The organism is Streptomyces sp. GQ60, from assembly GCF_059758875.1.
Window position 1 is genome coordinate 1 of sequence record NZ_JCAXEG010000006.1, and the last position, 14182, is coordinate 14182.

Annotated in this window: 9 protein-coding genes; 6 read left to right on the forward strand and 3 right to left on the reverse strand. The window is 71.1% G+C overall.

Going from position 1 to position 14182, the window contains the following annotated elements; genetic code table 11:
• Nucleotides 1-222 precede the first annotated feature (222 nt).
• The 3 genes from AC6CKD_RS16565 to AC6CKD_RS16575 all read left to right on the forward strand — a co-directional run bounded on the left by AC6CKD_RS16565 (nt 223) and on the right by AC6CKD_RS16575 (nt 5203).
• Nucleotides 223-1236 carry a LacI family DNA-binding transcriptional regulator gene (locus AC6CKD_RS16565; protein ID WP_498328151.1) on the forward strand — a complete coding sequence of 338 codons (1014 nt, stop codon included), beginning with the start codon at nt 223-225 and terminating at the stop codon, nt 1234-1236.
• Nucleotides 1237-1424: 188 nt separating this feature from the next.
• Nucleotides 1425-3644: a glycoside hydrolase family 3 N-terminal domain-containing protein gene (locus AC6CKD_RS16570; RefSeq protein ID WP_498328153.1), complete on the forward strand. Its 2220-nt coding sequence runs from the start codon at nt 1425-1427 to the stop codon at nt 3642-3644.
• Between the two features lie 8 nt (nt 3645-3652).
• Nucleotides 3653-5203, forward strand: a complete 1551-nt coding sequence (locus AC6CKD_RS16575; RefSeq protein WP_498328155.1) for a glycoside hydrolase family 43 protein — start codon at nt 3653-3655, stop codon at nt 5201-5203.
• Nucleotides 5204-5271: 68 nt separating this feature from the next.
• Here AC6CKD_RS16575 and AC6CKD_RS16580 read toward each other — a convergent pair whose 3' ends face one another.
• Nucleotides 5272-6303, reverse strand: coding sequence for a LacI family DNA-binding transcriptional regulator (locus tag AC6CKD_RS16580; protein WP_498328157.1), 1032 nt, complete (start codon nt 6301-6303; stop codon nt 5272-5274).
• Nucleotides 6304-6577: 274 nt separating this feature from the next.
• Between AC6CKD_RS16580 and AC6CKD_RS16585 the strand changes: the two genes are divergently transcribed.
• The 3 genes from AC6CKD_RS16585 (at nt 6578) to AC6CKD_RS16595 (ending at nt 10091) form a co-directional block, all read left to right on the forward strand.
• On the forward strand, nt 6578-7549 hold the full coding sequence (locus AC6CKD_RS16585; protein ID WP_498328159.1) for a glycoside hydrolase family 6 protein: 972 nt from the start codon (nt 6578-6580) through the stop codon (nt 7547-7549).
• Between the two features lie 432 nt (nt 7550-7981).
• Complete coding sequence (locus tag AC6CKD_RS16590; RefSeq protein WP_498328596.1) at nt 7982-8311, forward strand: glycoside hydrolase family 6 protein; 330 nt, start codon at nt 7982-7984, stop codon at nt 8309-8311.
• Nucleotides 8312-8648: 337 nt separating this feature from the next.
• Nucleotides 8649-10091, forward strand: a complete 1443-nt coding sequence (locus AC6CKD_RS16595; protein WP_498328161.1) for an endo-1,4-beta-xylanase — start codon at nt 8649-8651, stop codon at nt 10089-10091.
• 161 nt (nt 10092-10252) lie between these two features.
• On the opposite strand, the gene AC6CKD_RS16600 is transcribed toward AC6CKD_RS16595, so the two are convergent.
• The gene (locus AC6CKD_RS16600; protein WP_498328163.1) at nt 10253-12724 is read right to left on the reverse strand and encodes a glycoside hydrolase family 9 protein; all 2472 of its coding nucleotides are present in this window, start codon (nt 12722-12724) and stop codon (nt 10253-10255) included.
• A gap of 479 nt (nt 12725-13203) precedes the next feature.
• Complete coding sequence (araD, locus tag AC6CKD_RS16605) at nt 13204-13941, reverse strand: L-ribulose-5-phosphate 4-epimerase AraD (RefSeq protein ID WP_498328165.1); 738 nt, start codon at nt 13939-13941, stop codon at nt 13204-13206.
• Nucleotides 13942-14182: the final 241 nt, after the last annotated feature.

Sequence of the window (14182 nt, forward strand, 5' to 3'; positions counted from 1 at the left end):
GGGGTGGGGAATGCCGGTGCGATTCCGAAACTGTTTCGCAACACCATCGATTCGGTGCTGCCACAAACTAGGAACGTGCGGCCCCCCGGTCAACCCTTCTTACCGATTTTCCGTCCGCAGCACCGGACTTGGAGCTTGACAACCTGGTCACGCCGACCGGAAACTCTTCGAAAGTTTGCGATACCTGTCGGCAGCCCAGAACGTCAGCGCAGAGGAGAGAAGTTGACCGAGCAGCGTCCGACCCTGGCCCTCATCGCCGCAGAGGCAGGGGTCTCCCAGGCCACCGTGTCGAAAGTGGTCAACGGCCGCTCCGATGTCGCTCCCTCGACACGCGAGCGGATCGAGGGCCTCCTGCGCTCCCACAACTACCTCCACCCCGGCGGGCAGACCAGGGCCCGCAGGTCGGGGCTGGTCGACCTGATCATCGGCGGTCTGGACAGTGCGTGGGCGGTCGAGATACTGCGCGGCGTCGAGGCGGAGTGCGCCCAGCGGAGCGTCGGCACCGTCGTATCGCTCGTCCCGCCGGGCGAGGCCACGCCGTCGAGCTGGGCCTCACTGCCGGTCCTGCACCACAGCGACGGTGTCATCCTCGTCACCGCCTCGGTCACCCAAGCCCAGCGCGCCCAGGTCGAACAGGCCGGCGTGGCGCTGGTGGTCATCGACCCGATCGACCTGCCGGGCAACGGTGTGCCGAGCATCGGCGCGACGAACTGGGCGGGCGGCCTCGCCGCCACGGAGCACCTGCTGGAGCAGGGGCACCGCCGGATCGCCACGATCGGCGGGCGCAAGGAGATGCTCTGCAGCCAGGCACGCATCGACGGGTACCGCGCCGCGCTGGAGCGGGCCGGCATCGAGGTCGACCGCGACCTGATCCGGTTCGGCGACTTCCAGCACGAGGGCGGGTTCCAGCGCGCCCGGGAACTGCTCGCCCTCCCCGAGCCGCCGACCGCCATCTTCGCCGGTAGCGACCAGCAGGCGATGGGCGTCTACGAAGCCGCCCGGCAGGCCGGGCTGAGCATCCCGCAGGACCTCAGCGTGGTCGGCTTCGACGACCTGCCCATGTGCGAATGGCTGTCACCGCCGCTGACGACGGTGCGCCAGCCGCTGGAGGAGATGGGCCGGCTCGCCGCCCGCACCCTTTTCCAGCTCCTGGACGGCCAGCCCCTGGTCAGTCCCCGGATGGAGCTCTCGACCGAGCTCAAGGTCCGGCTCTCCACCGCCCCTCCCCGTCTCTAGTGCCGTGGAAGTCCCTAGGGGGTGTCTTGTCGGTCGGGCCGGGCTCCCGGCGTCTGGTGCCGCGCCTCGCCGCGTTGTCGTCGGTCGCCGACGCTCCGCGTCGACTCCCTACTCCGCCTTGCGATGCACGGCACCAGACGCCGCTCCCTGATCCGGCCCGATCGACTAGACACCCCTAGGAGAACTCCTTGACCGAGCCCTGGCGTGACCCCCTCCTGCCCGTGTCCATACGAGTCGCCGATCTGCTGAAACGGATGACCCTGGAGGAGAAGGCGGGTCAGCTCACCGGCTTCTGGGCGCTGCCGTCGGATCCGGGGACACCGGTCGCGCCGATGGAAGACGACTCCGGCGAGTCCGCGCCCGGCCTCGACGACATCGTCGCCCACGGGCTCGGCCAGCTGACCCGGGTGTACGGCACCGCGCCGATCACCGCGGAGGCCGGGATGGAGCGGCTCGCCTCGCTCCAGCGGCAGGTGACCGGATCCGGCCGGTTCGGCATCCCGGCGGTCGCTCACGAGGAGTGCCTGACCGGGTTCATGACCTTGGGGGCGACGGTCTTCCCCGGGCCGCTGGCCTGGGGAGCATCCTTCGATCCCGGGCTCGTGCGCCAGATGGCCGCCGCCATAGGGGCGGGGATGCGACGGGTCGGCGTGCACCAAGGGCTGGCCCCGGTGCTCGACGTGGTGCGCGACTACCGCTGGGGCAGGACCGAGGAGTGCATCGGCGAGGACCCCTATCTCGTCGGAGCGATCGGCACCGCCTACGTGCAGGGCTTGGAAGGCGCCGGGATCGTGGCGACGCTCAAGCACTTCGCCGGGTACTCCGCCTCACGCGGCGGCCGGAACATGGCCCCCGTCTCCTCGGGGCCGCGGGAATTCGCCGACGTGCTGGTCGAGCCCTTCGTACGGGCACTGCGCGAGGGAGGCGCCCGGTCGGTGATGAACAGCTACACCGATGTGGACGGCGTCCCGGTGGCCGCCGACGCACGCCTGCTGACCGAACTGCTCAGGGATGAGCTCGGTTTCGGCGGTGTGGTCGTCGCCGACTACTACGCCGTCTCCTTCCTGGAAACCCGGCACGGCGTCAGCGGATCGCGCGGCGCGGCCGGCGCGCTGGCCCTGACCGCCGGAATCGACGTAGAGCTCCCCACCGCCCGCTGCTACGGCGAACCCCTGACGGAACTCGTGCGGTCGGGAAGCGTACCCGAGGAGCTCATCGACCGGGCCGCGGAACGGGTCCTGCGGCAGAAGGCCGAACTCGGCCTGCTCGACCCCGACTGGGAACCCGTCAAGGCCGAGCCGGTCGACCTCGACCCGCCGGAGAACCGGGCACTCGCCCGGCTCCTGGCCGAACGGTCCACCGTCTTGCTCGCCAACGACGGCATCCTGCCGATGCGGCCGTGCCGCGTGGCGGTCATCGGGCCGTACGCCGACGACCCCCAGTCCTTCCTCGGCTGCTACTCCTTCCCCAACCACGTCGCCCTGCCCGGCGATCTCGGGCTGGAGATCCCGACGCTCGGCGAAGCGCTCACCGCTGCCGGATTCACGGTCACCGCGGACGATCCGGACGTGAACGTACTGGTGCTCGGGGACCGGGCCGGCATGTTCGGCCGGGGAACCTCCGGCGAGGGATGCGACGCCGAGACCCTCGACCTGCCCGGCGACCAGGCCGCACTCGCCTCCACCGTTCTGGACTCCGGGGTGCCGACCGTCCTGGTCCTCGTCTCCGGACGGCCCTACGCACTCGGCACACTGGCCGAGCGCGCATCGGCCGTGCTGCAGGCCTTCTTCCCCGGCGAGGAGGGCGGGACGGTGCTGGCCAGGATCATCAGCGGGGCCGCGGAACCGTCCGGGCGGCTGCCCGTCTCCCTCCCCCGCCAGGTCGGCGGCCAGCCCGGCACCTACCTCCACGCGAGGCTCGGCGGGCACACGGACTGGAGCTCGGTGGACCCGACCCCGCTGTTCCCCTTCGGGCACGGGCTGAGTTGGACCAGCTTCACCTGCTCGGAGCTGGCGGTGGATCCCGTTGCCGCCACGGACGGTGCGGTGTCCGTTGCGGTCACCGTGCGCAACGTCGGCGAGCTGGCGGGGACCGAGGTGGTCCAGCTGTACCTCTCGGACCCCGTGGCGTCCGTCGTCCGGCCGCAGCGGTGGCTCGCCGGATTCGCCAGGGTCGAGCTGCAGCCGGGCGCGGCCGCCCGGATCACCTTCACCGTCCATGCCGACCGGACCTCCTTCACCGGGCTCGACCTGCGCAGGAGAGTGGAGCCCGGGGAGATCGGCGTGGCCGTCGGCCGGTCCAGCGGGGATCTGCCGCTCCACGGCGCCTTCACCCTGGAGGGCCCCGTACGGCATCCGGCGGCCGACCGGGTGCTGTCCGTGCCGGTCGAGATCGTGCCGGTTCCATGAGCGGGTCCATGACCAAGTCGTTCGATGATTCCGTCTTCGGCGATCCCGTGCTGCCCGGGTTCCGGCCCGACCCGTCCGTCTGCCGGGTAGGAGCGGACTACTACCTGGTGACGTCCAGCTTCGAATGGTTCCCGGGCCTTCCCGTGTTCCACAGCCGCGATCTCGTGAACTGGCGGCGCATCGGATCCGCGCTGGACCGGGCGTCCCAGCTCGACCTCGACGGGTGCGGGCCCTCGCGGGGGCTGTTCGCACCCACGATCCGGCACCATGACGGGGTCTTCCATCTCGTCTGCACGCTGATGGACGGTCCCGGCCATTTCGTCGTCACGGCGACCGACCCGGCCGGGCCGTGGTCAGAGCCGCACTGGCTGGACGGAGAGGGCTTCGACCCTTCCCTGTTCTTCGACGACGCGCCTGGCGACGGCGGGCCCGCCGACGACGGTGCGGCCCACGGCGGACCGGCCGACGGCGGACCGGCCGACGACGGGCCGGACCACAGCGACGGCCGAGCCTGGTTCACCGCGGCACGAGTCGTGGACGAAGCCGCCGGCCACACCGAGATCTGGATGCGCGAATACCTTCCCCGCGAACGGCGGCTCACGGGACCCGAGCACGTCCTGTGGTCGGGAAGCCACCCGGGCGCCCGCTGGTCGGAAGCCCCGCACCTCTACAAGATCGACGGCAGCTACCTCCTGCTCACCGCCGAGGGCGGCACCGACGTGGACCACACCGTGGTGGCCGCCCGCGCCGACCGCGTGACCGGCCCCTACGAAGGTGCCCCCGGCAACCCGGTGCTACCGCCCGCCAAGGGCCCGGTCACCTGCACCGGGCACGCCGACCTCGTCCAAACCCCGCACGGCGACTGGCGGGCCGTCCTCCTGGGCGTCCGACCGGGCTCCGCCCTCGGCCGCGAGACCTTCCTCAGCCGGGTCACCTGGGACGACGGCTGGCCCCTCTTCTCCCCCGTCGTCCACACCGGCCTCCGCCGCCCCCTCCACGACACCTTCGCCACCCTGTCCGCCGACTGGAGCATCCTGCGCACCCCGCCCGCGCGGTTCTGGTCCACCGGCGACGGACTCCGGCTCCGGCTCCGCCCCGAACGCCTCGGCGAACGCGCGACCCCGTCCCTGCTGGTCCGGCCCCAGGAACAGCCCGACTGCGACGTCTCCACCGAACTCCACTTCGCCCCGGCCGCACCGGACGAACACGCGGGGCTCGCCGTGGTCCTCGACGACGACACCCACCTCCTCCTCCTTCGCACCGCGGAAGGACTCAGCCTCCGACACGGTGACGAGGTCCTGGCCGGCGTTCCCCTCCCCCCGGGCCCCGTCCGCCTGGGGGTCCGCATCCGCGGGTTCAGCCACACCTTCGCCCACGCGGCTCCGAACGGCGTCTGGGAGGATCTGGCCACCGTCGAAGCCACCTTCCTCACCCCGCTGTTCACCAGTGTCCAGCTCGGCCTCTACGCCACCTCCAACGGCCGCCCCTCCACCAGCCAAGCCCACTTCGCGTGGTTCGACATCACCTACCCGAGCCGGCGGGAACCGCCTGGACACTAGGATCTGGGGCCCGGTGCCCGGTGCCCCGGTAGGGGCCGTGCGTGGCCCGCCCCCGAGGTGACCGCCGATCAGGACGGCGCGGGCAGATCGGGGGCGGACTCGCGCACGGTCAGGCGGGTCGGGAGGATCAGCGGGCTCGGGCGGTTGCCCTCGATGGCACTGACCAGCATCCTGGCCATCTCCTGTCCCAGCGCCCGCACCGGCTGGTGGACCGTGGTCAGCGGCGGGCTGGTGTGCCGGGCGCTCGCCAGGTCGTTGAAGCCGATCACCGCGACGTCCTCGGGCACCCGCAGCCCCCGCTCCCGCAAGGTGCGCAGAGCGCCGATGGCCATCGCGTCGGAGGCCGCGAACACCGCGTCGGGATCGGGGTGCGTCCGGAGCAGCCGCTCCATCGCCTCGGCGCCTCCGTCCTCGGTGAACTGCCCGGGCTCGACCCCGAGCAGCGACAGGCCGGACAGCGTCAGACCGTCGGTGAACCCCTGCTCCCGCGCGACGGAAGCCCTGGTGTCCGCCTGGCCGGTGATCATGACGGGGCGTCGGCGGCCGGTGCGCGCGAAGTGCTCGGCGGCCAGGCGGGCGCCGCCCCGGTTGTCGGCGTCCACGTACCAGGTGGGCTCCCCGACGAGCGGGAGCCCGCCGAAGACGACGGGGAGATCGACCTCCTCGCCCAGGCGTCCCAGCGGATCGTCGCCGCGCAGCGCCATCAGCATGACGCCGTCGGCCCGGCGGGAGCGAAGCAACCGCTCGAACCTCTCCCGGCCGCGGGGGGTGTTGGCCAGGAGCAGGATCAGTTCCAGATCGGTCTGCTCCAGCGCCGCGCTGACGCCGACGATGACCTCGGCGAAGAACGGATCCGCGAACAGCTCCGGCTCGTCGCTGGAGACCGCCAGCACCACCGCTCCGACCCTGCGGCTCGCGAGGGCCTGCGCGGAGGGATTGGGCACGAAGTCCAGTTCGCGCACCGCCCGTTGGACCGCCTCCCGCTTGGCGCGGCTGACGTGCGGGGCGTTGTTGATCACCCGGGAGGCCGCGGTGCGCGACACACCGGCACGTGCGGCCACCTCGTCGAGAGTCGGCATGCGCTTGGGTGACGGCTCCATGGAAGAACTGCTCCTCGCGCTCACGCGGACGGCCAACAGCGGCCATGATTCCATGCCCCGTCCCGACTTCGGCCTGCGCGCCGAGGCTGCCGCTGGTCTCGATTCGGTAGCGCTTCCAACTTATCGAGCCCTACCGGCCCACGGCGGTACTTCTGTGTTCAACCTCTTGACACGCCCCGGCGACCCGCCCAATCATCCCATCAGCGCTGTCCCACCCCTCATCAAAACTGGAAGCGCTTCCACTTCCCCTTCCCCACCCCCCGGAGGAAGAACCATGCGCAAGCCCGTCCGAGCCACGTCCGCCCTGCTGGCCGGCGTCCTCGCCGCCGGCCTCGCCGTGATCAACGCCGGTCCGGCGTACGCCGCCGACCCGACCACCATGACCAGCGGCTTCTACGCCGACCCCGACAGCTCCGCCCTGCGGTGGGCCAACACCAACCCGGGCGACGGGCGGGCGTCGGCGATCCGGACCTCCATCGCCAACACCCCGGCAGCCCGCTGGTTCGGCAACTGGAGCGGCGACATCGGCGCGGCCGCCGGCGCCTACGTCGGCCGCGCGGACTCCTACGACAAACTGCCGATCCTGGTCGCGTACAACATCCCCCACCGGGACATCTGCGCCGGCCATTCCGGCGGCGGCGCGGGGAGCCGCGCCGCGTACGACGCCTGGATCGCCGCCTTCGCCAGTGGCATCGGCAACCGTCCTGCCGTGGTCGTCCTCGAACCCGACGCGCTCGGCCACGAAAGCTGCATGACGGCCGCTCAGGTCGCCGAGCGCAACGCCATGCTGAAGAACGCCGTCGCCCAGTTCAAGGCCAAGGCACCCAACACCTGGGTCTACCTCGACGCCGGAAACCCCGGCTGGGTCGACGCCCCGACCATGGCGCGCCAGCTCGCCGCGGCCGGTGTCGGCGGAGCACGCGGCTTCGTGCTCAACGTCTCCAACTACTTCACCACCGACCAGAACACCGCCTACGGAAACGCGGTCAACTCCGCCCTGGGCTCCTACGGCTACACCAAGCCGTTCGTCGTCGACACCAGCCGCAACGGCAACGGTTCCAACGGCCAGTGGTGCAACCCGGCCGGCCGCCGGATCGGTACGCCCAGCCAGCGCGGCGGCGGTGCCGAGATGCTGTTGTGGATCAAGGTCCCCGGCGAGTCCGACGGCAACTGCGGCGTCGGGGCCGGCTCCTCGGCCGGGCAGTTCCTGCCGGAGGTCGCCTACAAGATGATCTACGGCTACTGAGCCCCTCCCCTCGCCGCAAGGCCGAACCCCTACCGAAGGAACCCCGTGCGCACCCCCCTGCACCGATTAGCCCTGGCAGCCGGCGCACTCGCGCCGCTCCTCGGCGCCGCCACCCCGGCCGCAGCCGAGGCCGGCTCCGCGCCCGCCTCCCACACGCTTCCCACGAACACCCGGTTCTACGTCGATCCCGACAGCGACGCGGCCCACCAGACGGCACCTGGGTCTCCCAGTGCCTGTGGTTCGCCACCAAGGGCCCGGACTGGGCCAGGGGGCACGCCGACTGGTGCGCGAGCCAGTACGACTCCCCCGCAGCACCGAACGACGGGCAGCCCGGAAACTCCGTGAACGTGGACGACCCGTCCACGTGGCACTGGACCGACCGGTGGTTCCAGCAGAACGTCGGCACCCCTCCCGCGCAGGAACTCACCCCTCATCGTCGACACGAGCCGCAACGGCCGGGGCGCCTGGACCCCGCCCGCGGGCAAGTACAGCGGCGACCCGCAAACCTGGTGCAACGCTCCCGATCGCGGCGTCGGCGACCGGCCGACCGCGAACACCGGCGTCCCGCTCGTCGACGCCCAACTGTGGATCAAGACCGTCGGCCAGTCCGACGGCCAGTGCGACCGCGGCATCCCGGGCGGCACCGTCGACCCGGAGTACGGCATCGTCGATCCCGCGGCCGGCGTGTGGTGGCCGGAGCAGGCCAAGTCCCTGGTCCGGAACGCCAAACCCGCCCTGAGGTTCAACACGGTCGTGCGCTGACCGAAGGAAACGCTCGCTTACAGCTTTCCTCTACAGATCCCGCTTGAACGGTCCTCATCGAAATAGTTTCGATGAGGACCGTTCAATGAAAAGGGCCTCATAGGCGCCCGTCCGGAGACAGACTCTCGAAATGCTTTCGAAACTCTTGACTTGTTTCGGTGGTGTTTCCAGACTGATGGCCGAGGCGGTGTGGCCCGTCCGTGTCCGGTTCCGGGCGCCGTCCTCGAATCTCTACGCGCTCATGCGCGTCCCTTTCCCATGGACGCGGGCGCCGTTCACGCGGATTCAGAATGCCGCGATCCAACCCTTCCGTGATTTCCTTTCTGGAGGCTCATTCATGGACTCACAAGCCATTCCCCCGCCCAGCGTCCGCCGGAAGATCGGCGGCCTGTGCGCGGCGCTGGTCGTCGGCGTCCTCGGTACGGCCGCCGCGCTGGTGGCGCCTCCGGCCTCACACGCCGCCGAGAGCACGCTCGGCAGCGCGGCGGCGCAGAGCGGCCGGTACTTCGGTACGGCCATCGCCTCGGGCAGGCTGGGCGACTCGGCGTACACGACGATCGCCGGCCGCGAGTTCAACTCGGTGACGGCCGAGAACGAGATGAAGATCGACGCCACCGAGCCCCAGCGGGGCCAGTTCAACTTCGCCGCGGGTGACCGCGTCTACAACTGGGCGGTGCAGAACGGCAAGCAGGTGCGCGGCCACACCCTGGCCTGGCACTCCCAGCAGCCCGGCTGGATGCAGAGCCTCAGCGGCAGCACGCTGCGCCAGGCGATGAACAACCACATCAACGGCGTGATGTCCCACTACAAGGGCAAGATCGGCCAGTGGGACGTCGTGAACGAGGCCTTCGAGGACGGCACTTCGGGGGCCCGGCGCGACTCCAACCTGCAGCGCACCGGCAACGACTGGATCGAGGTCGCCTTCCGCACCGCGCGGGCCGCCGACCCGGCCGCCAAGCTCTGCTACAACGACTACAACGTCGAGAACTGGACCTGGGCCAAAACCCAGGCCATGTACGCCATGGTCCGGGACTTCAAGCAGCGGGGCGTGCCGATCGACTGCGTCGGCTTCCAGTCCCACTTCAACAGCGACAGCCCCTACAACAGCAACTTCCGCACCACCCTGCAGAGTTTCGCCGCCCTCGGCGTCGACGTGGCCGTCACCGAACTCGACATCCAGGGCGCCTCGGGCACGACGTACGCCAACGTGACCAACGACTGCCTGGCCGTCCCGCGCTGCCTCGGCATCACCGTCTGGGGCGTGCGCGACACCGACTCCTGGCGACCGGAGCACTCGCCGCTGCTGTTCAACGGTGACGGCAGCAAGAAGGCCGCCTACTCCTCCGTCCTCAACGCACTCAACGCCGGTTCCACCACTCCCACTCCGACCCCTTCGCCCGGTTCTGGACAGATCAAGGGCGTCGGGTCGGGCCGCTGCCTGGACGTGCCCGGTACGAGCACCACCGACGGCACCCAGGTCAACCTGTGGGACTGCAACAACCGCACCAACCAACAGTGGGCGTACACCGCCGCGGGCGAGCTCAGGGTCTACGGCAACAAGTGCCTCGACGCCGCCGGCACCGGAAACGGCGCCAAGGTCCAGATCTACAGCTGCTGGGGCGGCGACAACCAGAAATGGCGCCTCAACTCCGACGGATCCATCGTCGGAGTCCAGTCCGGCCTCTGCCTCGACGCCGTCGGCAACAACACCGCCAACGGCACCCTGATCCAGCTCTACTCCTGCTCGAACGGCAGCAACCAGCGCTGGACCCGCACCTGAGGACCTGAGGACCTGACCCGTCCTAGCCAAGGGTCACGGATCCCCTAGGCAAACGACCCGCACCACGGAGTGGAGTCAGGATGACCTGGCTCCACTCCGTCGTCCGTCCGACGCGCTCCGCCCGCCACACCTGGTCGGTGGGCGGACGGGGCGACGATCGTTCAGGAGCAGAGTGCACCGTTGAGCAGGTAGCGCGCCGGGTTCGCGTTGGTACCCGAGTACGTCGCCTGGAAGCCGAAGCTCGCGCTGCCGCCGGGTGCCAGTGTCCCGTTCCATCCGGCGTCGCGGGCGGTGGCGGTACTGCCCGTCTGGCTCACCGTGGCGTTCCAGGCGTTGCTGATCCGCTGATCACCCGCGAAGCTCCAGCCGAGGGTCCACCCGGAGATCGTCGAGGTTCCGGTATTGCGCACGGTCACCGTCGCCGTGAAACCGTTGCCCCAGGCGTTGTCGATCCGGTACGCCACCGTGCAGGAGGCCGCCGACACGTCGTCGTCCGCCTCCGTCGCCGTGAAGGTCGCCGGCTGCACGCCAGAACCGCCGACGGTGAAGCTCGCGCTGCCCGAGGCCGCGTCGGCATCCTGCGCGGCGAAGACCGAAACCTGCTGCGCCGTCGCCCAGTCGGCCGGGGTGAACACCAGATTCGCGGCCGCCGACAGGTCCTGGTCGCCGGAGTTCCGGGCCACCGTCACCGTGACGTTCTGCGCGGGCGCGGCCGAGAGCCGTACGCCGACCGGCGCGGAACCGCCCTCCTGGACCGTCACGGCAGCCGGGGCCACCTGGACCACGGGCGCCGCCGGGCCGCCGCGCCGCTCGGCCGCGAAGGCCGCCAGCCAGGCGAGCGAGGCGTTCCAGTTGATGGCCACCTCGTTGGTGGAGTACGAGCCGATGTCGTCCACGTAGCACGCCGCCGGCGCGCAGCCCGCGAGCTTCTCCCTGGCCACCGGGTCCTCCAGCCCCGCGTTCGGCCCGCCCGCGAAGGATCCGGCCGGCGGGTGCGGCAGCGAGGCGTCGTTCTGGTGCGCCCAGAACCGGTGGTGCTGGTTCTCGGCGTAGCGGTCGCCGTAGCCGGTGACGTAGGAGAGGTCGAGCGCGTTGCGGCCGAGCAGGTAGTCCAGGGACTCCAACGCTCCGGCCCGGTAGCGTTGTTGCCCGGTGAGCTCGTATGCGACGGCCAGCACCATCGCGTTGTTGGTGACGGAGCTGTTGGAGCCCCACACGTAAGCGGTGGGGGCCAGCGGCACCGCGTAGCCCTGTCCGGCCATGGTGGTCAGGTGGCCGTCGGCGGCCGCGGTCAGCAGGCCGCGCAGCCGGGCGACGTCGTCGGCGGGCAGGGCCGCGCCGGGGACGGTGGCGAGGGTGATCCGGCCGAGCGTCGCCGTGCCGCCCCACCAGAACCCGTCGACGGGCTTGGTGTGGTGTGCTGACGAGGTGACGGAGTCCCGGTACTGTGACTCGCCGGTGGTGACCAGGAGTTCCGCCGCCGCCCAGTAGAACTCGTCGGAGACGTCCGCGTCCTCGTACGCACCGCCGCCGGCATTGTCGGACGCGGGAGCGAGCACGTTCGGGTTGGCCTTGGCCGCCGTCCAGGCACGGCGGGCCGCGTCCAGGCAGCGCGCGGCGAACGCGGCGTCGTACGGCGCGTACACCCGGGCACACTGCGCGGCCGAGGCCGCCAAGTTCAGCGTGGCGGCGGTCGACGGCTTGTGCAACTCGCGTTGCTCGGAGTCGAGTTCGGGTCGGGTCGGCAGGGCGGTCCACTTGGCGTCGTGCATCTTGTGGAAGGCCATCCCGGCCAGCTGCTTCCCTGCCGGAACCTGCATCCGCAGCAGGAACTCCAGCTCCCAGCGGGCCTCGTCCAGCACGTCCGGCGTACCGTTTCCGCGCTCCGGCACCCGCAGCGTCGCATCGCCGAGCGCCGCGTCGCCACCAGAACGGCGGGCCCGCTCGTAGGAGTTGACCATCTCCCAGACGGAGATGCCTCCGTTGACCACGTACTTGCCCTGGTCGCCCGCGTCGTACCAGCCGCCGCGCACGTCCAGTTGGTAGTCGCACACCCCGGCCTGGCAGGGGACGCTGGTGTCGCCCTTGTTCGGGGCGACGCCCAGGTGCCCGGCGGGGCGGGCGTAGGAGCTGCCGCCCGCCAGGGCGGCGTCGATCGGGATGCCGCTGCGCTGCTGGTAGAAGAACGACATGCTGTCGGCGCGCAGCCCGTCGTAGAGCGAGGCGGAAATGTCGAAGGGGTGACTGGCCTGGCCGTCGACGGCGAGGGTGAAGCCGGTGCCGGTGCCGGTGTACGCGCCGAAGTCCACCAGGTGCGTGGACTGGCCGGAGGCCTGGTCGGCCCCGCGCACCGCGGTGGCGCCCGAGGCGGCCACCGCGCCTGAGGCGTCGCGCAGCTGCCATGCGAGCGGGGCGGTCGCGGAGCTGGCGACGGTGGCCCGCTTGGGTCCGTCGGGGAGGTAGCCGAGCTGGTTGACCCGTACGGGCGTGTCGGCGGCGGCTGCCACGGTGGCGGCCGCCGCGACCGGAACGGTCAGCCCGGTCGTGGACAGGCCGCCGACGGCCAGCGCGAGGCCGGCGAGCACGGCGGCCGCGCGACGTGGCACGCCGCGGGCGGAGGTGACAGGAGGCATAGCGAAGCCTTCCTAGGGGGTGGGGGCTCATGGGAGCGCTCCCAATCAAGCCAGGCCCCTTGCGAGCGCGTCAAGCCACGTACCTAAACCGGTAGTTGAGCGTCCCCGCTTCGAGAACAGACCGGGCTGACACCTCGCCTTCGGCGCACGTGAACCGGTGGCGCGAAATCGACGACCAGCGGCGGCGCGAGTCTGGCGGGCAGCTCCCGGGCAAGGGCGCGCCCCGCCATGGGGGCCGGCGCAAGCGATCCGGCCGCGCCGCCGCGGCGGGCGACGAGGGCCGGCCAGTGGCCGAAGTGCGGGTGGCCGCGGTCGGCCAGGGCCGTGGGCATCGGCGGCCGTGGGCGCCATCCACTCAGCGGTCAAAGTGACGCGCCGCGGGGAACAGCGCTGCCGGCGCTCCGCGACGCCCTCCCCCACGGGCTTCGCGGAGCGCCGGCAGCCCGCCGCGGATTTCCGCGGCGAGACGGCGTGCGGCGTCAGACGCGCGGGGCGCGGGGGACGTTGCCGTAATAGGCGTCCGGTCCGTGCTTGCGGGTGAAGTGCCGCTCCAGCAGGTGCTTCGGCGGTTCGGAGGCTTCCCCGAGGCGGGACCCCAGCGCCAAAGTGTGCAGCGCCATCTCCGCCACGGCCTCGCAGACGACGGCGTTCTCCAGCGCCGCCTTCGCGGTGGCACCCCAGGTGAAGGGCCCGTGCCGGGAGACGAGCGCTCCGGGGACCTCGTCGGCGAGCCGGGGGTCGCCGTCGAGCCGGGCGACGATCACCTGTCCGGTGTTGTACTCGTAGTCCCGCGCGCACTGCTCGGCGGTGAGGTCCTCCGTCACGGGGACGGGCCCGTTGAAGGTGTCGGCGTGCGTGGTGCCGAGTACGGGGATCGGGCGGCGCGCCTGGGCGAAGGCGACGGCGTGCGTCGAGTGCGTGTGGGTGACGCCGCCGATGGAGGGGAAGGCCCGGTAGAGGCACCGGTGGGTCTCGGTGTCGGTGGACGGCCTGAGGTGTCCCTCGACGACCCGCCCGTCATCCAGTGCCACCACCACCAGGTCCTCCTCGGTGAGGTCGGCGTACGAGACCCCCGACGGCTTGATGACGAAGACCCCGGCGTCTCGGTCCACTCCGCTGACGTTCCCCCAGGTGAGGGTGGCCAGACCGGCCTCCGGAATGCGCAGGTTGGCCGCGAGGACCTCGCGACGGAGGTCCCCCAGGAAGGTCTCGCTCACTGCGCTCTCACCGTCTATCCGGCATGCGCGGCGGGCTTCTCCCGGACCGGTGTCCGGCAGGCGTCGCGGTCGCGCATGGGTGGGCTGGACTCATCGGGGGCCGCAGCAGGCACGCGGCTGGCCTACCTCGGCCGCCCCCGATCAGATTGTGAGCGCTAACATGCCTCAATCTCAAGAGGTAGGAGAAGATTCCTGCCCCCAACATGCGATCAACGCTGCATAATGTGAACGCCAACATCTA